Annotated in this window: 17 protein-coding genes; 10 read left to right on the forward strand and 7 right to left on the reverse strand. The window is 71.5% G+C overall.

The window, feature by feature from the left end:
- Nucleotides 1–26: 26 nt before the first annotated feature.
- The gene (locus tag ACLQ27_RS19990) at nt 27–2,822 is read right to left on the reverse strand and encodes a TIM-barrel domain-containing protein (protein ID WP_425868080.1); all 2,796 of its coding nucleotides are present in this window, start codon (nt 2,820–2,822) and stop codon (nt 27–29) included.
- A 321-nt stretch (nt 2,823–3,143) separates the two neighbouring features.
- Nucleotides 3,144–4,067: an expansin EXLX1 family cellulose-binding protein gene (locus tag ACLQ27_RS19995; protein ID WP_425868082.1), complete on the reverse strand. Its 924-nt coding sequence runs from the start codon at nt 4,065–4,067 to the stop codon at nt 3,144–3,146.
- Nucleotides 4,068–4,392: 325 nt separating this feature from the next.
- On the opposite strand from ACLQ27_RS19995, the gene ACLQ27_RS20000 reads away from it, so the two are divergent.
- Together ACLQ27_RS20000 and ACLQ27_RS20005 are read left to right on the forward strand one after the other, a co-directional pair.
- Nucleotides 4,393–5,619: an epoxide hydrolase family protein gene (locus ACLQ27_RS20000; protein ID WP_425868084.1), complete on the forward strand. Its 1,227-nt coding sequence runs from the start codon at nt 4,393–4,395 to the stop codon at nt 5,617–5,619.
- On the forward strand, nt 5,620–6,561 hold the full coding sequence (locus ACLQ27_RS20005; protein ID WP_425868086.1) for a redoxin family protein: 942 nt from the start codon (nt 5,620–5,622) through the stop codon (nt 6,559–6,561).
- Here the strand turns inward: ACLQ27_RS20005 and ACLQ27_RS20010 are convergent.
- Nucleotides 6,548–7,432 (reverse strand): transglutaminase domain-containing protein, encoded by an 885-nt coding sequence (locus ACLQ27_RS20010; RefSeq protein ID WP_425868089.1) that lies wholly within the window; start codon nt 7,430–7,432, stop codon nt 6,548–6,550. The two genes, ACLQ27_RS20005 and ACLQ27_RS20010, sit on opposite strands and share 14 nt — an antisense overlap.
- Nucleotides 7,433–7,498: 66 nt before the next feature.
- Between ACLQ27_RS20010 and ACLQ27_RS20015 the strand changes: the two genes are divergently transcribed.
- The gene (locus tag ACLQ27_RS20015; protein WP_425868091.1) at nt 7,499–8,086 is read left to right on the forward strand and encodes a GNAT family N-acetyltransferase; all 588 of its coding nucleotides are present in this window, start codon (nt 7,499–7,501) and stop codon (nt 8,084–8,086) included.
- A gap of 165 nt (nt 8,087–8,251) precedes the next feature.
- Nucleotides 8,252–9,118, forward strand: coding sequence for an AraC family transcriptional regulator (locus ACLQ27_RS20020; RefSeq protein ID WP_234586506.1), 867 nt, complete (start codon nt 8,252–8,254; stop codon nt 9,116–9,118).
- A gap of 9 nt (nt 9,119–9,127) precedes the next feature.
- Here the strand turns inward: ACLQ27_RS20020 and ACLQ27_RS20025 are convergent, their stop codons facing one another.
- Nucleotides 9,128–9,625 carry an NUDIX hydrolase gene (locus ACLQ27_RS20025; RefSeq protein WP_357496597.1) on the reverse strand — a complete coding sequence of 166 codons (498 nt, stop codon included), beginning with the start codon at nt 9,623–9,625 and terminating at the stop codon, nt 9,128–9,130.
- 250 nt (nt 9,626–9,875) lie between these two features.
- Between ACLQ27_RS20025 and ACLQ27_RS20030 the strand changes: the two genes are divergently transcribed.
- The 5 genes from ACLQ27_RS20030 (at nt 9,876) to ACLQ27_RS20050 (ending at nt 14,034) form a co-directional block, all read left to right on the forward strand.
- Nucleotides 9,876–10,079, forward strand: a complete 204-nt coding sequence (locus ACLQ27_RS20030; RefSeq protein ID WP_357496599.1) for a hypothetical protein — start codon at nt 9,876–9,878, stop codon at nt 10,077–10,079.
- An 83-nt stretch (nt 10,080–10,162) separates the two neighbouring features.
- Nucleotides 10,163–11,116, forward strand: coding sequence for a histone (locus ACLQ27_RS20035; protein ID WP_357496601.1), 954 nt, complete (start codon nt 10,163–10,165; stop codon nt 11,114–11,116).
- Between the two features lie 86 nt (nt 11,117–11,202).
- The gene (locus ACLQ27_RS20040) at nt 11,203–12,633 is read left to right on the forward strand and encodes an RNB domain-containing ribonuclease (protein ID WP_357575164.1); all 1,431 of its coding nucleotides are present in this window, start codon (nt 11,203–11,205) and stop codon (nt 12,631–12,633) included.
- 230 nt (nt 12,634–12,863) lie between these two features.
- A complete protein-coding gene (gene npdG / locus ACLQ27_RS20045) occupies nt 12,864–13,562 on the forward strand; it encodes an NADPH-dependent F420 reductase (RefSeq protein ID WP_425868094.1) in 699 nt (232 codons plus the stop codon).
- A 121-nt stretch (nt 13,563–13,683) separates the two neighbouring features.
- Nucleotides 13,684–14,034, forward strand: coding sequence for a hypothetical protein (locus ACLQ27_RS20050; protein ID WP_357496605.1), 351 nt, complete (start codon nt 13,684–13,686; stop codon nt 14,032–14,034).
- 215 nt (nt 14,035–14,249) lie between these two features.
- Here the strand turns inward: ACLQ27_RS20050 and ACLQ27_RS20055 are convergent, their stop codons facing one another.
- From ACLQ27_RS20055 to ACLQ27_RS20065, 3 genes are all read right to left on the reverse strand, one after another.
- Nucleotides 14,250–15,500 (reverse strand): DUF222 domain-containing protein, encoded by a 1,251-nt coding sequence (locus ACLQ27_RS20055; protein ID WP_425868097.1) that lies wholly within the window; start codon nt 15,498–15,500, stop codon nt 14,250–14,252.
- 73 nt (nt 15,501–15,573) lie between these two features.
- Nucleotides 15,574–16,419, reverse strand: coding sequence for a 3-methyl-2-oxobutanoate hydroxymethyltransferase (gene panB, locus ACLQ27_RS20060; RefSeq protein WP_357496609.1), 846 nt, complete (start codon nt 16,417–16,419; stop codon nt 15,574–15,576).
- A 175-nt stretch (nt 16,420–16,594) separates the two neighbouring features.
- Nucleotides 16,595–18,352 (reverse strand): NAD+ synthase, encoded by a 1,758-nt coding sequence (locus ACLQ27_RS20065; protein WP_425868098.1) that lies wholly within the window; start codon nt 18,350–18,352, stop codon nt 16,595–16,597.
- A gap of 239 nt (nt 18,353–18,591) precedes the next feature.
- Here ACLQ27_RS20065 and glnA point away from each other — a divergent pair, with 239 nt between their 5' ends.
- A complete protein-coding gene (gene glnA, locus ACLQ27_RS20070) occupies nt 18,592–19,941 on the forward strand; it encodes a type I glutamate--ammonia ligase (protein WP_007463316.1) in 1,350 nt (449 codons plus the stop codon).
- Nucleotides 19,942–19,991 lie beyond the last annotated feature (50 nt).

The following is a 19,991-nucleotide window of genomic DNA, read 5'->3' on the forward strand; positions in this document are numbered from 1 at the left end:
ACCCGGCCGGTGTCCGGAACGCCGTCTCAGTGCTTCTTGAACACCGGCATGGTGTCCAGCGTGGTGGTGATGTTCTGCGTGGTGCCGCCCCGGTACGTCTTGCCGGTAAAGATGTCGGTCCAGCTGTTGCCCGGCGGGAACCACACCGACGTCGTGGCGGTGGTGCCCGGCGTCGTCACCGGAGCCACCAGGTAGTCCGGCCCGTAGAGGTACTGCGAGCCGGCGGTGGCGTACGCGGTCTGCTCGTTCGGGTACGCCAGGTACATCGAGCGGACGATTGGCGTACCCGTGCGGGTGGCCTCCTTGGCGGCGGCGTAGGTGTACGGCTGCAGTTCCTTGCGCAGGTTGAGGAACTTCTTGGCCGACGCGTTCGCCGCCGGGCCGTACTGCCAGGGCAGCCGGTCACTGTGGTTGGAGTGCAGCCGGTCGATCGGCTGGAACGTGCCGAACTGCACCCACCTGGCGTAGAGGTCGTCGGGCAGCTTGGTGCTGCCCGGTTCGGTGCCCGGCTCCTGCAGGCCGCCGGTGTGCCCGCCGATGTCGTGGCTCACTGCGGTCAGCCCGGTCGCGGCCGACTCGCCAGGTGTGTAGCCGACCTCCATCTGCAGGGTCGACCAGTCACTTGTGGTGTCGCCGGTGAAGTGCAGCGTGGTGCGCTTGTCGGCCCACGGGCCGGTCGCCACCGGGGTCGGGCTGCCGTAGCCGCCGGCCTGCAACGAGCCGTACGCCCGGGAGAAGGCGAAGCCGGTCTTGTCGGCGTACTGCTGGTTGATCCACGCGTCAGCGGTCACCCCGGCCAGGGAGGACTTCGTGTTGTCGCAGCACCAGTCCAGCCACCACAGGTCCGGGCCCTTGCTGCCCTTGGGCAGCATCTCGTCGTGCAGCTGCAGGTACGCCTTGAGCTGGTCCGGGTCGCCGAAGTCGAACGCGTAGCAGTCGGGGCCGCCGTTGCAGCCGACGCGCTGGAGCTTGCCCTTCGCGGTGGCCTGCGCCTGCGCGAACTTCGGGTCCGAGCCGAGGATGCTCGGGTGGATGTTGATGCCGGTGTGCAGGCCCTGCTTCCTGGCCCAGTCGAAGAACGCCTTCGGGTCGGGGATCCGGGTGGGGTCGATGCTCCAGCCGTTCCACTTGTCCGGCGCCTTGATGTCGGTGTCGAGGACAAGCACATCCATGGGTACGCCCTCGGCCTTGGCCCGGGCCACCAGGTTCTGGAACTCGGTCGCGGTGCGGTCGTAGTACTCGGAGTACCACACCCCGTACGCCCACTTCGGCAGCAGCTTCGTGGGCCCGGTCAGGGTCGCCAGGTCCTTCAGGGCACGGGTGAAGTCCTGCCCGTACGCGAAGACGTAGCCGTCCTGCTCCGCGGCGGGTCGGGGCTTTGTGGTGCGCAGGGCCGAGGCCGAGTCGTCGAGCAGGTACCAGCCGTCCTGGTAGAGCAGGCCCGGGGCGGTGAGCGCGGAACCGGTGACGCCGTCCAAGCCCCGGCGGTAGCCGCCGAGCGGCGCGTGCGGGGCGAGCAGCGGGGAGTCCTTGCTCGTGACGCCGACCGTGTCGATGTTGACGTTGCAACTGGCGTCCGTGGGGCACCCCAGCGTCACCGTGTTGGTGCCACGGTCGAGGTGCACCGGGACGGCGACGGTGTTCCAGTAGTCCCACCCGCTGGTCGGCGCGAGGGTCGCCGTGACCGGCGCCGCCGTCCCGGCCGTGACCGACATGGTGCGCGCCTGGCTCGGCTGGGCGCCGGCCTGGCCGTTGGCGTAGCGGATCTGCAGCTGGTAGTCACCCGGGGACGGAACATCCGTCACGGTGAGCGCGACGGCGGCGGTGGTGCTCTCCAGGCCGGCAAGGAATCCCGTACCGGAAGCGCCGTTGTGGTCGTTCGCGGGCCGCGCGCCGCCGGTCAGCGCGCCGGTCTCGGCCTCGCCGAGGGTGCCGAAGCGCAGGGGCTGCGGCTGGGGTGCGGCCGGCGTCGGGAACGGGTCACCCGGGTTGACCACCGCGAGGCTGTCGACGTTCACGTTGCCGGAGTCGCTGGAACCCCGCACGACGCTGATCTCGTGCCGACCCGCGGTGAGGTCGAGCGGCACGCTGGCCAGACCCCAGGTGTCCCAGTTCGCGGTGGGTGGCAACGTCAGCGTACGACCGGCGTCGCCGTCGACCGTGACCGTCAGGGTGCGGGCCACGTTCTGACCGTCGCCGCCCGTGCTGTTGGCGTAGCGGACCCAGAGCTGCTTCGTGCCGCCTGCCGGCGCGTCGAGCGCGAACGTGACCGAGTCGCCGGACGAGGCGAAACCGGCAGCGAAGCCGCGCCCGGTGTATCCCCGGTGGTCGGTGGCCACGCCGGGACCGTTCAGCTGTAGTGACTCGGCCTCGCAGAGCGTGCCGAACGCGCACGCCGGAGCGGTGTGGCCGGCCCAGGGCTGGGCCTGCACGATCTGCCTGCCGGTCTTGAGCCGCACCGTCAGGTTGTCGGCGGTGAAAGCGCCCGAACCGACCTGGTAGCGCAGCGTCATCGCACCGGTGTCGATGGTGAGCCAGCCGTGGTCGACGTGCTTGGTGAACCGCGTACGGGGGAAGTCGTCGCGCCCGATGGCGTTGAAGGTGGCGGCGTCGGTGAACCTGCCGTCCTTCTGGTACTCGGTGCGGATCAGGGTCGGGGACAGCACCTCGAACCGCGCGTTACCCGAGCGTACGGCTGCGTCCTGGGCCTTGGTGGGCCTGGCCTGCGCCGGCCCGGCCGGAGCGAGCGCCAGCCCCGTGAGAAGAATGCCGGCCGCGGCGGCTGCCGTCGCGCGGCGACGTGGTGAGTTCCGATAGAGCAAGATGCGCTCCTCGTCTCATATGGAGGAAATGAGTCGATGACAACGCTGTCACTCGCCGGAAACACATGTCAACGGGCCTCGGAGGGTGTCCCTTCTCTCTTTCCCGCACCACCCATGCATGACCACCGGCCCGCACCGACGCCACATCTCCGCACGGGTCTGCCGCACGCCTACGCCTGGGATGACCACTCCAGGTCGGAGATCTGGGGGTATCACGCCGCTCGGATGCCGCCACATCGGCGATCTGGAGTGGATCTCGCCGCGTCGACCACGCCGCGCCGCCCGCCGCGCTGCGGGACGCCGGTCGTCGCCCGACGCCGGTCAGCAGCGCGTGGCGGCCAGTGGGGCTGCGCCGGCCAGGGCCTCGACCGTCGTCGTCGGCGCGGCCGACTCCGCAACCGGCGTCGGCGAGAGCGAGGGCGAGGGCGAAAGCGAGGGCGAGGGCGACGGCGGGACGGCGGCGACGAGGGAGGCCGAGGTGCGTTGGACCTGCTTCGGCGTCATCCGGATGCCCGTGGCGGTGCTCTGGTGGCCGTACACGTCGGTGACCCTGATGGTGTACGGCCCGGGGCCGATCCCGTCCTCGATGGTCCAGTAGTTGTCGACCTGGCGGGCGGCCTTGCGCAAGCCGCCGCTGGACCCCGTCGCCTCGACCGAACGCAGCGGGTTGCCGTGGTTGCCGACCTGCACGGCGAACCACCACTGCGATGCGCCGCCCTTGATCCGGAAGGTGAGGCCACCGTCGAGCGGGGGGTCGACCACCGCCCGGTACGTCACAGGCGCAATGCCCTGCGACCGGTCGGCGATCCTGGCGAACGCCTCGTCGGAGAGGTCGATCTTGCTGGGGCCGCACCCGCCGCACTGGTCCATGACCAGCACCCGGACCGTGCCCTTCGGGCCGCTGACGTCCAGGTAACTGCCGCAGGCTGCCGCGCCGGCGTACTGCGCGGCGCCGAGGGCCACGTAGAGCCGGTCGGCGGGAGGGCCGGGGAAGGAGCAGATGCCGCCGGAGCGGCCCGCGTCGTAGAAACTCGCAGTTCCCTTGTGGACGGTGTTGCCCGCGGGTGGCGCGGCGCAGGCCGGGGCGGCGCCGCCACGTACGGCGAGGGTGATGCCGAGTGCGGCGGCCAGGGCGGCGATCCCGGTTCCGGCCAACCAGCGCCGGACCCGCCGATTCAACCGGGGCGTGCCGGGGTCGCCGGCCGGGGTGGCGTTCTCCGGATCCGTGCCTGGTGCTGCCGTCACGGCGGCTGATGTTGCCGCACCGAGCTACGACAGCGCAAAGCCGTGGGACGGACCATCACTCGCTGGCCCGGCAAGGGTGCAGTGCGTGCGGGCGATCGGGAGGTTCGCGTCGGACAGGTCGCGAAGGCCCCGGCGCACTTCGCCTGCCGCAGGCGGACTGATCGCGGCCGTCTGCCGGTATGGCCACGACGCCCGTCGGCGTCGTTCTACGCTCCGAGATATGGCGGCGGCGTGCCCTTCTCGAAATCGGCGCACAAGTCCGGGCAGTGCCCTCACCGCATGATTCCCCTCGCGAGGCCCGAACTCAGACAGAGAGGAAGCACGCATGGCGGTCAAGACGAAGACACGTCCCGGCACCACGGAGATCCGCCCGTTCACGGTGGAAATCCCCCAGGCCGACCTGGACGACCTGAAACGACGGATCGCGGCAACGCGGTGGCCGGAAAAGGAAATCGTCGACGACCAGTCGCAGGGCGTGCCACTCGCGACGATCCAGGCCGTCGCGCGGTACTGGGAAAATGAGTACGACTGGCGCAAGGTCGAATCACGGCTGAACGCCCTACCGCAGTTCATGACCACCATCGACGGGGTGGACATCCATTTCATCCACGTGCGTTCGAAGCACGAGGACGCTCTCCCGCTCATCGTCACGCACGGGTGGCCCGGATCGGTGATCGAGCAGTTGAAGATCATTGAACCGCTCACCGACCCCACCGCCCATGGCGGAAGCGCGTCGGACGCCTTCCACCTGGTGATCCCGTCGCTGCCCGGCCACGGCTTCTCGGGCAAGCCCACCTCGACAGGCTGGAACCCGCAGAAGATCGCGACCGCCTGGACCGAGCTGATGACGCGTCTCGGCTACACGCGGTTCGTCGCGCAGGGCGGCGACTGGGGCGCGGTGATCGTGGACCAGATGGGCCTCCAGGCGCCTCCGGAACTGCTCGGCATCCACACCAACATGCCCGGCGCGATCCCACCGGAGATCGACCTGCTGTTCCAGGGCGACACCACCGGCGCGAACAACGCCATGGGCTCGCTGCCCTCCGGCCTGTCCGACGACGAGATGCGTGCCGCCGAGGAAGCCAACTACGTCTGGAAGCACGTCGCGTACGCCCTCATGATGGCGACGCGGCCGCAGACGCTTACCGCGCTGGCGGACTCCCCGGTCGGCCTGGCGTCGTTCCTGCTCGACCACGACGCGAAGAGCCTGGCCCTGATCGCGCAGGTCTTCGAGGGCGCCCAGGCGGGCCTGACCCGCGACGACATCCTGGACAACATCTCGCTCTACTGGCTGACGAACACCGCGATCTCGGCGTCCCGCCTGTACGCGGAGAACAAGCTCTCGTTCTTCGCCGCCAAGGGCGTCAACGTGCCGGTGGCGGTGAGCGTCTTCCCCGACGAGCTGTACGAGGCCCCGCAGAGCTGGGCCGAGCAGGCGTACCCGAACCTCATCTACTACAACAAGCTCGACGTGGGCGGGCACTTCGCGGCCTGGGAGCAGCCGAAGATCTTCTCCGAGGAGCTTCGCACCGCCTTCCGGTCGCTGCGCTAGATGGCCGTGCACCTGCCCCCGTTCAACGGGGCGGTCGAGTGGCTCAACTCCGAGCCACTCGACCCCGCCGACCTGCGCGGGCGCGTCGTCCTGGTGAACTTCTGGACGCTCACCTGCATCAACTGGCTGCGTCAGGAGCCGTACGTCCGGGCCTGGTCGCAGGCCTACCGCGACGACGGCCTCGTCGTCGTCGGGGTGCACACGCCGGAGTTCAGCTTCGAGCACCAGGTCGACTGGGTGCGCCGGGCGGTCGCGGCGCGCTCGATCGACTACCCGGTCGCGGTCGACAACGACTACGCGATCTGGCGTGCCTTCGCCAACCAGTACTGGCCGGCGCTGTACTTCGTCGACACCGACGGGGTCATCCGCGACGAGCACTTCGGTGAGGGGCGCTACGAGCAGTCCGAGCGGGTTCTCCAGCACCTGCTCGGCGTCGAGCGCGACCCCGTACCCGTCAACGGGCTCGGCCCGGAGGCGGAGGCCGACTGGGACAGTCTGCGGACGCCCGAGACGTACCTCGGGTTCAGTCGCGGCGAACACTTCGCGTCGCCGAACGGACCCGCGCTCGACGAACGCCGCGCCTACGACCTCCCCGAGAGCCTGGTCCTCAACCAGTGGGCCCTGTCGGGCGAGTGGACGATCGGGTCGGAGAACGTCGCGGTCGACCGGGCCGGCGGCCGCATCGCCTTCCGGTTCCACGCCCGGGACGCGCATCTCGTGCTGGCCCCCGGGACGGGGCGGTCGATCCCGTTCCGGGTGCTCCTCGACGGCGAGGCCCCCGGCCCGTCCCACGGCGTCGACGTCGACGAGGACGGCAACGGCGCGCTGGCGGACGGCCGCCTCTACCAGCTCGTGCGCCAGGACGGCGCGGTCCGGGAGCGGACCCTGGAGGTCACGTTCGGCGAACCCGGCGCCGAGGCGTACGCCTTCACCTTCGGCTGACGCGCAGATCGACAGTGCTCACCGCGTCCGAGACCGGTGAGAAGCTGCGTACCCGAGCGCCGGGACGCAGACGGCTGTCGGTGGCGTACCGGTCGGCGAGCGCCTTCTCCGCGGCCTCGTCGCCGTCGTCGGCGGCCAGCAGTAACGCGGCGATCTCGTCGGCGAGCGTGAGGTCGGCGTCGGCGAGGTCGTCGGTCATCGCGCCGAAGCTGTCCCACAGCAGCAACTCGTCCTTGCGCCGATGGGCCAGCTCGTGCAGGACGTAGTCGTAGATGAACCAGGCGCCGTGGACCGGCAGGTCGGGGGCCACGCCGTAGACGTCGGGATCGATCGTTCCGGCGCGGTACGCCGACCAGACCCGCGCCGCCGAGTCGAAGAGCCCCGCCGTCGGATCGATGTCGTAGCCGTCGAACCGCCAGTCGCCGGCCGGGTCGATTTCCGGGTCGGCCCAGACCCAGCGGTGGCCGTTCCAGTACTCCACCAGCACGTGATCGTGGTGCCAGCCGGGGGTGAAGTAGGAGGCGAAGCCGACCCGGCTGCGGCTCGGGATGCCGTGCTGACGCAGCAGCGCGACCGAGAGCAGCGTGTGGTCCCGGCAGCAGCCGGCCACCCGGTCGGCGGCCGGGCGCTCGGTGCGCAGGGGCAGGGCGAAGCGGGACTGGTCGGTGTCGAGAATGCGCTCCACCCAGCGGCTGTTCACCTCCTCCAGCCGGTCGCCGGGCAACTCGACGCCGCCGGCCCGGTAGTGGACGATCACGTTGCGGGCGGTCGCGGCCACGGTGGCGATGTCGGCGGGCACGGCGTCGAGCAGAGCGGCATGCCGGCCCGGGTCGCTGTACGGGGAGTGCTTGCGGTAGCTGTCGACGTCCATGAGGCGAGTCTTCGTCCTGCCACCGTGTCAGGGTCAAGGCGCTTTTTCCGGCTAGTGTCGACTGCTGTGACAGCGCCCGAGATCACCATCGCCACCCCAGCCGACCGCGATGCGGTGGTCGGTTCACTGGTCGCCGCGTTCGTCAAGGATCCCATCCTGCGGTTCCTGTTCCCCGACGAGGAGACCTACCCGCGCCACGCCGCCACCTTCTTCGGGGACCTCTTCGACAAGCGGGTGCACCGGTCGTCGATCTGGATGACAGGTGGCGGTGCGTCCGTCGCCATCTGGGAGCCCCCGGCCGAGCCCTCGACCGGATCCCCGGCGGCCGGGCACGGATCGCCTGCGGAGGCGCGATACCCCGCTGACGTGCGGGCCCGCGTCCAGGGCTACGACGAGGCCGTGCACGCGGCCCTGCCGACGTACCCGTTCTGGTATCTCGGTGTCCTCGGCACCCACCCGGACAGCGCCGGACGTGGCTGGGGCCGCGCGGTCATGCGGGCCGGGCTGGCCCGCGCCGCCGCCGACGGCCTGCCGGCGATCCTGGAGACCAGCAACCCGGCCAACGTCGAGCTGTACCGCCGCGCCGGCTGGGAGGCACTGGGTTCGCTGCCCGAGCCCGTGCCGACCTGGATCATGCAACAGTCGCCCCGCTGAGACGTCCCGGTTGGCGGATCAACCCCGGACCGCGAGCTGGCGCGGCCGGCCGCCCGATCTTGGACAGTTTCCGTCCACCTGACCCGACCGATGCGGGCACCGGATGTCGGGTGGGCCACCTGGCCTGCCGCCTAGCGTTGCTGCTCGTAAGGGAAGGAGGCCCGGGTGCTGGAGCGGCTCAACGAGGCCATGGCGCACATCGAGCGGCACCTCGACCAGCAGATCGAGGTGGCCGACCTGGCCCGGATCGCGCTGACGTCGGAGTACCACTTCCGGCGGCTGTTCTCCGCGCTGGCCGGCATGCCGCTGTCGGAGTACATCCGTCGGCGTCGGCTCACCGTCGCCGGGGCGGACGTGCTGGCGGGGGAGCGGACGTTGCTCGACGTCGCCGTGCGCCACGGCTACGGATCGGCCGAGGCGTTCGCCCGGGCGTTCCACGCCGTGCACGGCGTGGGGCCGGGAGAAGCTCGGCGTACGCAGGCAGCGCTGCGCGCCCAGCCCCGGATGTCCTTCCGACTCACCGTGGAAGGGAGTGGCAGCATGGAGTACCGCATCGTCACGAAGGACGCGTTCGCGCTGGTGGGGCGCAAGGCCCGCGTCCCGCTGGTGCACGAGGGGATGAACCCGGCGATCGTCGCGTTCATCCGCAGCATCGACGCGGAGACGACCGCCCGGATCGAGGCGCTCTCCGATCAGGAGCCGACCGGGATCGTCAACGTCAGCGACAACCTCGCCGACGGTCGGGCCGAGGGCAGCGAGTTGGACTACTGGCACGGGGCGGTCACCGGCGCCACGCCACCGCAGGACCTGGACGCGCTGCCGGTGGCGGCCGGAACGTGGGCCGTGTTCACCACCTCCGGAGCGTTTCCGCAGGCAGTGCAGTACCTGTGGCGGGACGTCTTCACCCAGTGGTTCCCGTCCAACCCGTACCGCAGCCGGCCGGGACCGGAGATCTCCCGGGTCCGGGTGTCGGCGGACGGGACCACGGCGGACGCCGAGCTGTGGATCCCCGTCGAACGGGTCGCGTCCTGACGGGGCGGCTCAGTCGGGGACGTCGTCCCAGGTCGTACCGGGCGGCAGGTAGCCGGCCGACTGGTTCTCGCGCAGCGCGTAGGCGAGGACCAGCAGCGCGTGCTTGTCCAACTCGGGCAGCCGATCCACGTCGAACCACCGCACGGCCAGCGACTCGTCGTCGTTGACCCGGGCGGTGCCGGCCACGACCCGGCAGACGAAACCCAGGTTCAGGTATTCGCAGTGGTCCCCGTTGGGGTAGGTGTGCGGGTGCGAGACGGCACTGGACAGGCGTACCGGCGCCACGTCCAGGCCCGTCTCCTCCCGTACCTCCCGGACGAGCGCCGTGGCCGGCTGCTCGCCCGGCTCGACGAAACCGCTGATCACCGACCACCGTCCGTCGTCGGAGCGCTGGCCCAGCAGCAGCTCGCCGGCGTCGTTGCGGATCACCGCGCTGACGCTGGGCAGCCACAGCAGGTCGTGGCCGACGTGTTTGCGCATCCCCACGATGTAGTCCGGTACCGCCATCGGGCGATCATAGGCCGCGCGTGGGCGGCCGCCGCCGTCCCGTCGACGCCGCGTCGCGCTCAGCCCGACCAGGCGACGGTACGACGAGAGCGCGCGTACTCCCCCGGCTTTTTCGCGTGGCCAGTGCCCCCACCTGCACTTCTTTCGGTGTTTTCGCCCGCAGCGCGGTAAGCGTCTCTACTGTGGAGAGGGTTCGGCGACTTGTGTGATCCGGTGGCGGTCAGCCGGTTCGCGGTGCACAGTGATTGCCATGAGCGACAGCGAACGTAAAGGGCAGTTCTACTGGTGCACCCGGCATCACCGGGTCGAGACGGACGCCGACGTGTGTCCGGCGAAGCACGTCCTCGGCCCGTACAACTCGGCGGCCGACGCGGAGAACGCCCTGCAGCGAGTGCAGGAGCGGAACGAGGCGTGGGAGGCCGAGGACGCCCGTTGGGCCGGGGAGGACAGGTAGACGGCGCGGGACGGCCCGCGTCGCGGTAGTTCGTGCTCCGCGAGGACGCACGCGAGAGCACGTCCCCCGAGGAGGAAACCACGATGGCCGAAGCACAGCAGGCCACCACCCGTCCGACAGTCCGGCGCACCACCGCGAAGAAGACCGCCGCGGCGGAACGCAACACGGCGGCGAGCCGGACCACCCCCGTACGCAAGTCCACCACGGCCGCCGCGAAGGCGCCGGCCCGCAAGGCGGCCGGCGGCGCGGGGCGTGCCCCGGCCGGGAAGACCACCACGGCGGCGAAGAAGGCCCCGGCGAAGAAGACCGCGACCAAGACCACCGCGAGCAAGGCCGCCCCCACCAGGACGGCCACCACCGCCGCCGTCAAGACCGCGGCGGCGAAGAAGACCGCAGCGGCGAAGAAGGCCACGACCCGGACCAGCGCGGCGGCCAGGAAGGCGCCGGCCAAGAAGGCGTCGGCCGGCACCTCACCCGCCACCCGCAAGACGACCACCGCCGCGAAGCGGACCTCGACGTCCCCGGCGCGCAAGAGCACCACCGCCGCGAGCCGGACGACGGGTACGGCGAAGAAGACGACAGGCGCCGCCAAGAAGACGACAAGCGCTGCGAAGAAGACGACAGGCGCGGCGAAGAAGACCACGGCGTCGGCGGCGAAGAGGACCACCGCCGCCGCGAAGGCGCCCGCGCGCAAGGTCGCGACCAAGGCGTCCACGGCGAAGAAGACGGCAGCCAAGAAGGCCCCGGCGAAAAAGACGGCGGCGAAGAAGGCCCCCGCGAAGAAGACGGCGGCGAAGAAGACCGCTTCCACCCGCCCGAGCGGCGGCGCCCGCAACGCCCCGGCGAAGAAAGCGACCGGCACCTCGTCGACCACCGCCCGCAAGGCGGCGGCGAAGAAGGCCCCGGCGAAGAAGACCACCGCTGCCAAGGCTCCGGCCCGCAAGGTGACCGCCCGCAAGTCACCCGCCCGCCCGGTCGCCGCACGAGCCACCACCCCCCGGGGTACGCGCAGCACCGCCCGGAAGGCGACCGGCTGAGCGCACGGCGGCCTCGACTCGACACCGACGGAGATCTCGGCCGGTCACCGGAAGCGGATCACCGGCGGCGCTGTCAGGATTGACCCGTGGTCATCCGACGCGTACTCGCGCCCCGCATCGACTTCGGCGCGCTGCGCCGCGAACTCGGCCTGCCCGAGGGCTTCCCGGCGGACGCCCAACGGGAGGCCGACGCGGCGGCTGCCGCGCCGCCCCGGCCGTCCGTCGACCGCACCGACGTCCCGTTCGTCACTGTCGACCCGGCCACCTCGCGTGACCTGGACCAGGCGATGCACCTGGCCCGCCGGCCGGGCGGCGGCTACCGCGTGCGGTACGCGATCGCGGACGTCGCCGCGCACGTCGATCCGGGCGGCGCGCTCGAGGAGGAGACCTGGCGACGCGGGCAGACGGTCTACCTGCCGGACGGCAACGTGCCGCTGCACCCGGTGACGCTCAGCGAGGGCGCGGCCAGTCTGCTGCCCGACGACGACCGGGCGGCCGTGGTGTGGACCATCGACCTGGACGCCGACGGCGGCACCGTGGCCGTCGAGCTGGAGCGCGCCCTGGTGCGCAGCCGGGCGAAGCTCGACTACACCGGGGTGCAGGCGGCCGCCGACGCCGGTCGGCTGCCCGAGCCGATCGCGCTGCTGCCCGAGATCGGCGAGCGGCTGACCGCCCGGGGGCTGCGCCGGGGCGCCATCAACCTGCCGCTGCCCGAGCAGGACGTGGAGCCCGACGGCGACGGCTGGCGGCTGGTGCTGCGCGGGCCGGTGCCGATGGAGGAGCACAACGCGCAGATCTCGCTGCTGACCGGGATGGCCGCCGCCGACATCATGCTGGCCGGCGGGGTGGGCCTGCTGCGGACGATGCCACCGCCGAAGCCGGAGGCGGTGCAACGCCTGCGGGCGGCCGCCGCCCCGCTGGGCGTGCACTGGCCGGACGGCGCGGGCCCCGGTGAGGTGATCGCCGGCCTGGACGCCGCGCAGCCGCGTTCCGCCGCGTTCATCGACCAGGCGGCAGAGTTGATGCGTGGCGCCGCGTACACCGCCTTCGACGGCGCCCGGCCGGAGCAGCCGGAGCACGGCGGGGTGGCCGCCGCGTACGCCCATGTCACGGCGCCGTTGCGGCGCCTCGCCGACCGGTACGCCACCGAGGTCTGCCTGGCCCTGCACGCGGGTCGCGAGGTGCCCGACTGGGCCCGCGCGGCGCTGCCCCGGCTGCCCGAGGTGATGGCCAGCACCGACCGGACCGCCTCGGCGGCCAGCCGCGGTGCCGTCGAGCTCACCGAGGCGGTGCTGCTGGAGCACAGGGTGGGGGAGACCTTCGACGCGGCGGTGCTCGACGTGGACGCCCCACCCAACGGCAAGTCCCGACCCCGCCCGCCCGGCGGAACGGTGGCCCTGGACGCCCCACCGGTCCGTGGCCGCTGCCTCGGTGCGCTGCCGCTCGGCGAACGGGTCCGGGTGCGCCTGGTCACCGCCGACCCGGCGGCCCGCACGGTGCTGTTCGAGCTGGCCTGAACCGGCTGTTCCGGCCGTGCCCTGTCGGCTGGCTGGCTGGCGTCGTCGGCGGTTGCTGCGGGGCGGTGTCGGGCTCGTCTGGCGGGGCGGTGCCGACTGTTCCTGGGCGGCCGTGCCGGCGGGTCTGGCCGACCACGTCGGCGGGGCTTCGTCGGCGGGCGGTCGGGTAGCGGGGATTGTCACAGCGGCCGGCGCTGCTGACGGACCGGGCGGTTTGCGAGGATGAGCCCATGGCATACGACGCGAGCACGCTGCCCGACGTGTCCGGGCTGACGGTCGGCATCATCGGCGGCACCGGCGATCAGGGCCGTGGCCTCGCCTACCGGCTCGCCCGGGCCGGGCAGACGGTGCTGATCGGCTCCCGATCGGCGGAGCGGGCCGCCGAGTCCGCCGCCGAGATCGCCGCTCTGCCCCGGATGCCTGCCGACGTCCGCATCACCGGCGCGGCCAACGAGGAGGTGGCCCGTCGCAGCGACGTCGTGATCATCGCGGTCCCGTGGGACGGGCACGCCGCCACCGTCGCCGCCCTCGCCGAGCCGCTCGCCGGCACGATCGTCGTCGACTGCGTCAACCCGCTGGGCTTCGACAAGCAGGGCCCGTACGCCCTCACCGTCGACGAGGGCAGCGCCGTCCAGCAGGCCGCCGCGCTGCTGCCCGACTCCCGCGTCTGCGCCGCGTTCAACCACGTCAGCGCCCCGCTGCTGGCCGACCCCGAGGTCGACCGGATCGACCTCGACGTGCTGATCTGCACCGAGGACCGCGAACTCGTCGACATCGTCGGCGCGCTCGCCGCCCGGATCCCCGGGATGCGCGGCATCTACGCCGGCCGGCTGCGCAACGCCCACCAGATCGAGGCGTTCACCGCGAATCTGATCGCCATCAACAAGCGCTACAAGGCGCACGCCGGCATCCGCGTCACCGACCTCTGACAGCGTCCGTCCGCTCCGGGCAGGGCCGGCCGGGCGCACGGCTCTTGGCCGGACGGCCAGGGTCCGCCCGGTCGCTCTGAATCGGCTGGTCAGATGACAGCGCCCGGAGGGACCATGCGGCGTGACCGATGCTGATGCGGTGTTGAGGATCGCGGATCTGCGCCGAGCGTGCTCGATGCTCCTGGACGAGGCGGAGAGCCGATTCGGTCCGCAGATCGAGCTGTCGCAGCTCGACGTTGACTACTACTGGAACGTGGACCTGAGTTCGGCATTCGGCATGGTTCAGCGGCCCGAATCGGAGATCGACTGCGGGCAGAGTAGCGACGACCTCGCAGAGCTGACGAGCCTCCTGCAACGGGATGATCCGGAGGGCGTCGTGTCGCTGTGGCACGACCTGTCGCATGTGAGCGGGCTATTGCGGCTGCTGGCGTACCTCGACCTGACCGACACCCGCGAGGTGCGCGAGAACTAGGTGTCGCTACCGATCGAGCCGCCCATGCTCGGCCGCGTGCGGCCGGGTGGCTCGGCCCATGCGCAGGCAGGCTGCACCCTTGTCAGATCACGCACGCGCAGCGTCTGGCCAGCAGCTCACGAGACTGAACGGTGGGCCTCGCCGTGCCACCGAGGCATGCCCGAATCGAGAGGAAGCCCCACGACGGACCGGGATGATCGGCTGTCTCGGTGTGGTCACGTCCTCCGGTGGTAGACGTTGCGGCGGGGGATCTGTTCGGGGTCGAGCCAGGCGGGTGGGATGAAGTCGGGGTGGCCGTCGTTGCCGGGGCGGATGGTCCAGTCGCCGTGGTGGATGTGTCGGTGGTGGTGGCCGCAGAGGAGCACGGCGTTGGTCAGGCTGGTGTTGCCGCCGTCGGCCCAGTGGTGGATGTGGTGGGCGTCGCACCAGCGGGGTGGGCGGTCGCAGCCGGGGAAGGCGCAGCCGCGGTCGCGCAGGACGAGGGCGCGGCGGAGTGGGCCGGTGATGAGGCGGCGTTGTCGGCCGACGTCGAGGGTCTGGCTAGTGCTGCCGAGGACGGCGGGCAGGATGGCGGCGTCGCAGGCGAGGCGCCGCACGGTCTCCGGGGCGAGGTCGAAACCGGTGTCCAACGTGCCTGCGCCGAGCTGCCGGCCGAGGTTGTCGTAGCTGGTGGTGACGACGAGCTGCGCGGGCTCGCCGCCGTGTTCGGGTAGCTCGCCGGTACGCAGGCTGAGTCGGCACAGGTCGCCGAGGGCGTCGTGGCGGCGTTGGCCGGGGGAGCGTTGGTCGTCGGGGCCGGTGGGCGCGGTCAGGGGGTCGATGGCCGCGCGGAGCAGGCCGGCGGTCTCGGTGTCGAGGGTGCCGGTGAGGCGCAGCCGGCCGTCGGTGAGGGTGGAGATGGTGACGTGGCGGTCGCGGGCGGCTCGGCGATCCTCGGCGTCCAGGGCGGCCTGGGCGGCTCGGTCGGCGACGTCGGGTGCGACGTGGTCGAGAATGCGGGTGCCGAGTTTGCGCAGCAGGGTCGGGTCGAACTGCCTGGCCCACTCGACCAGCAGGCCGACGGCCTTGTCGGCGGCCGCGCTGCCTGCGGCGCTCTCGACGGTGGTGACGGTGTCGGCGATGACGCGCGCCTGGTCGAGGGTGATGTCGGCGTCGGCCAGCGCCTGTCGTACACCGGCGTTGCCGGTGTCGAGGGTGGTGGCCAGGTCGACGAGGCGGCGGGCGGTGGGGACGGTGAGGTGAAGGCGTTCGCGCAGCCACACCGCCGTGGAGGACGCGCCCTGCGCGATGGGCGTGCCGCGACAGTCGAGCTCGCGGATCAGGGCCAGCTTGATGGCGGCGAGGCGCTGCTCGACGCGGTGCGCGGCGTCGAGCGCGGCGATCAGGCCCTGCTCGGGCAGAGCCCAGGCGGCCGAGTCGGCGCAGGCCGTGACCGTGGCCTCTGCCTGCGCCAACCCCTCCATCATGACCCGAGACTAGAACACCTGTACGACACTTTCAGCGACCAAGATCGATTGATTCGTCACGGCCCGGACCGCTCTAGAAGGTGTGTTCGGCGCTCGGGAACTCGCCGCCACGGACCTCGTCGGCGAAACGGCGGGTGGCGTCGGTGAGGACGTCGGCCAGCTCGGCGTAGCGCTTCACGAAGCGCGGGGCCTTGCCGGTGCGCAGGCCGGCCATGTCCTGCCAGACCAGCACCTGGGCGTCGGTGTCCGGGCCGGCGCCGATGCCGACAGTGGGGATCGCCAGTTCGTGGGTGATCTGCTTGGCCACCTCACCCGGCACCATCTCCAGCACCACTGCGAACGCGCCGGCCTCGGCCACCGCCCGCGCGTCGGCCAGCACCTCGTCGGCCGTGTCGCCCCGGCCCTGCACGCGGTAGCCGCCCAGGGTGTGCTCACTCTGCGGGGTGAAGCCGATGTGCGCCATCACCGGGATGCCGGCGCCGACGATCGCGGCGATCTGCGCGGCGCAGCGTCGGCCGCCCTCCAGCTTCACCGCGTGGCAGCCGCCCTCCTTCATGAACCGGACGGCGGTGCGCAGCGCCTGGGTCGGGCCCTCCTCGTACGAGCCGAAGGGCAGGTCACCCACGACGAGGGCCTGCCGGGTCGAGCGCACCACGGCCCGTACCAGCGGGAGCAGGTCGTCGGCGGTCACCGGCAGGGTGGTCTCGTAGCCGAACACGTTGTTCGCGGCCGAGTCGCCGACCAGCAGCACCGGCACGCCGGCCCGGTCGAAGATCCCCGCCGTGTACTGGTCGTACGAGGTGAGCATCGGCCACCGCTCGCCACGCTCCTTGGCGGCGATCAGGTCGCGGGTGCGGACCCGACGGGTGGCCGGTCCGCCGTACAGCGCGGTCACCTCGTTCGGAGTGGACTCGGTCATGACTGTCTCCTTCCTCGAGGCCGCCTGCGCGGTCCCCGGGTTCCGTCGCGATCGTCGCACCGCCAGGCCCGGCGACGGCAGAGCCCAGTGGAAGATGTCACTCACGACCGTCGCGCACCGGGCCCGCCGCACCGCGCCGGGCCGGGTCCGGTGAACCCGACCCGGGTGTACGAGGTCAGCCGTGCTCGCGCCACCGGTTGGTGATCGGCAGTCGACGGTCGCGGCCGAACGCCTTCATGGAGATCTTCGTGCCGGGCGCCGACTGGCGTCGCTTGTACTCGGCGGTATCCACCAGCCGCAGCACCTTGTCGACCACGGCCGGGTCGTGGCCCGACTCGACCAGCCCGTCGCGGCCCAGGTCGCCGTCGACGTAACCGATGAGGATCGGGTCCAGCACGTCGTAGTCGGGCAGGGAATCGCTGTCGAGCTGGCCCGGGCTCAGCTCTGCGCTCGGCGGCTTGCCGATCGAGTTCTCCGGGATCGGGGCGGTGTCGCCGCGGCGGGCCGCGTCCGCGTTGCGCCACTTCGCCAGCCGCCAGACCAGCGTCTTCCAGACATCCTTGATCGGGTTGAAGCCGCCCACCGAGTCGCCGTACAGGGTGGAGTAGCCGACCGCCAGCTCGCTCTTGTTGCCGGTGGTGAGAACCAGGTGGCCCTCCTGGTTCGACAGCGCCATCAGGATGACGCCGCGGACCCGGGCCTGGAGGTTCTCCACGGCGATCCCGGACAGCGACAGGTTGGCGAGGAAGGCGTCCACCATCGGCTGGATCGGCTCGACGCGGTAGTCCAGCCCGGTGCGCTTGGCCAGGTCGGCGGCGTCCTCACGGGAGTGCTCGGAGGAGTGCTGGCTGGGCAGCGACACCCCGACCACCCGGTCCGGGCCGAGCGCGTCGACGGCGAGGGCGGCCACCACCGCCGAGTCGATGCCACCGGAGAGGCCGAGCACCACCGACGCGAACCGGTTCTTGTTGACGTAGTCGCGCAGGCCGAGCACCAGCGCGTGCCACACCTCGGCCTCGTCGGCCACCGGCTCGATCAGCCCGCCGGCGGCGGCCGGGCCGGGCGGCGCGGGCGGGATCACGTCCAGCGTGTAATGAGCCACCCGCATGCCGTCCGCGACGTTCTGGCTGCCCGGGGCCGTGGTCGCGGCCGGCAGCTCGACGTCGTGCACGAGCAGGTGCTCGACGAACTGCGGGGCGCGGGTGAGCAGTTCGCCGTCCGAGGCGACGATCATCGAGTCGCCCTCGAAGACCAGCTCGTCCTGGCCGCCGATCATGTTGACGTACGCGATGACCGCGTTCGCCTCGGCGGCCCGGCGGCGCACCAGCGGCAGCCGGATGTCGTCCTTGTTCAGCTCGTACGGCGAACCGTTGATGTTGACCACCAGGCCGACGCCGGCCTGCCGGGCGGCGGCGAACGGCCCGCCGGCCTGCCACAGGTCCTCGCAGATGGTCAGCGCGACGTCCACCCCGCCGATCCGCACCACGGTCAGCTGGTCGCCCGAGACGAAGTAGCGGTCCTCGTCGAAGACGCCGTAGTTGGGCAGGTGGTGCTTGAAGTAGCGGGCCACCACAGTGCCCCGGTGCAGCAGCGCGGCGGCGTTGCGCGCACCCCGGCCCGGCTCGGCGTCCCCGCTGACCTGCGGCGGCCCGTCGGCGTCCAGGTAGCCGACGACGACCGGGAGGTCACCGAGACCGTCGTCGGCCAGGTCGGCGGCGAGCCGCTCGACGGCGGCCTGGGACGCGGCGACGAAGGAACGCCGAAAGACCAGATCCTCGACCGGGTAGCCGGTCAGCATCATCTCCGGAAAGAGCACGAGCTGGGCGCCGGCGTCGGCGGCCTGGCGGGTCCAGCTGCGGACCAGGTCGGCATTGCCGGCGAGGTCGCCGACGCTCGGGTTGACCTGGGACAGGGCGAGACGCAGGGTGGGCATGTCCTCATCTTGCCCCAGCATGGCCGGAGCAATCCGCACCGTCGGACGAGACGGCGGCCACGCGTGAGCGGCCGTGACCGACCAGGCCGGATCGGTACCGCTCGGCGGGCGGGACACGAGGGGACGGACGGCGGCGGTTCGCGTAACGTCTGCGTAACCAGGCCCGGGAACACTGGGCGGTCAGGTCGGGTACAGCCCGGCCAAGGCGGACAAAAAGAGTGTCGCGAGGGGTTGGGGAAGTGGACCGTCAGCAGGAGTTCGTCCTCCGTACGCTGGAAGAGCGGGACATCCGGTTCGTCCGGCTGTGGTTCACGGACGTGCTGGGCACGCTCAAGAGCGTCTCGGTGGCGCCCGCGGAGCTGGAAGCGGCCTTCGAGGAGGGCATCGGCTTCGACGGCTCGGCCATCGAAGGCTTCGCCCGGGTCTTCGAATCGGACATGGTGGCCATGCCCGACCCGACCACCTTCCAGGTCTTCCCGTTCGAGGGCGGGGTCAGCGGCGAGAGCGCCCGGATGTTCTGCGACATCCTGCTGCCCGACGGCGGCCCCTCCTGGGCCGACCCGCGGCACGTGCTGCGCCGCGCGCTGTCCAAGGCGGCCGAGAAGGGCTTCACCTTCTACACCCACCCCGAGATCGAGTTCTTCCTGCTGGAGAACGGCCCGCAGGACGGCTCGGTGCCCACCCCGGTGGACACCGGCGGCTACTTCGAGCACACCACCCACGCGGTGGCCCGCGACTTCCGCCGCCAGGGCGTGCTGGCGCTGGAGCGGATCGGCATCTCGGTGGAGTTCAGCCACCACGAGGTCGCCCCCGGCCAGCAGGAGATCGACCTGCGCTACGCCGACGCGCTGACCACCGCCGACAACATCATGACCTTCCGGCACGTGGTGAAGGAGGTCGCGCTCTCCACCGGCGTGCAGGCCAGCTTCATGCCGAAGCCGTTCACCGACCAGCCGGGCAGCGGCATGCACACCCACCTGTCGCTGTTCGAGGGCGAGCGCAACGCCTTCCACGACGGTGGCGACCCGATGAAGCTCTCCAAGGTGGCGAAGTCCTTCATCGCCGGCCTGCTGGTGCACGCCCGGGAGTACACGGCGGTCACCAACCAGTGGGTCAACTCGTACAAGCGGCTCTTCCCGCAGGCCCTGCCCGACCGGATCACCGAGAGCCCGGCGTACGTCTGCTGGGGTCACCTGAACCGGTCCGCGCTGGTCCGCGTCCCGGCGTACGGCAAGCCGAACTCCGCCCGGGTCGAGGTCCGGTCGCTGGACTCGGCGACCAACCCGTACCTCGCCTTCGCGGTGCTGCTCGGCGCCGGCCTGAAGGGCATCGAGGAGGGCTACGAGCTGCCGCCGGGCGCCGAGGACGACGTCTGGTCGCTGAGCAGCGCCGAGCGCCGCGCCATGGGATACGAGGCGCTGCCGGAGAACCTGGCCGAGGCGATCGACGTGATGGCCGAATCCGAACTGGTCGCCGAGGTGCTCGGCGAGCACGTCTTCGACTTCTTCCTGCGCAACAAGCGGGCCGAGTGGGAGCAGTACCGCCGCGAGGTCACCCCGTACGAGCGGCAGCGCTACCTGGCGCTGTAGTCGCGGGGCTGACGCGGTGGCGCGCTGCCGCTATCGTCTCGATCACCGCG

The sequence above is a fragment of the Micromonospora sp. DT63 genome (assembly GCF_049841615.1).
In the GTDB taxonomy this organism is placed as follows: Bacteria; Actinomycetota; Actinomycetes; order Mycobacteriales; family Micromonosporaceae; genus Micromonospora.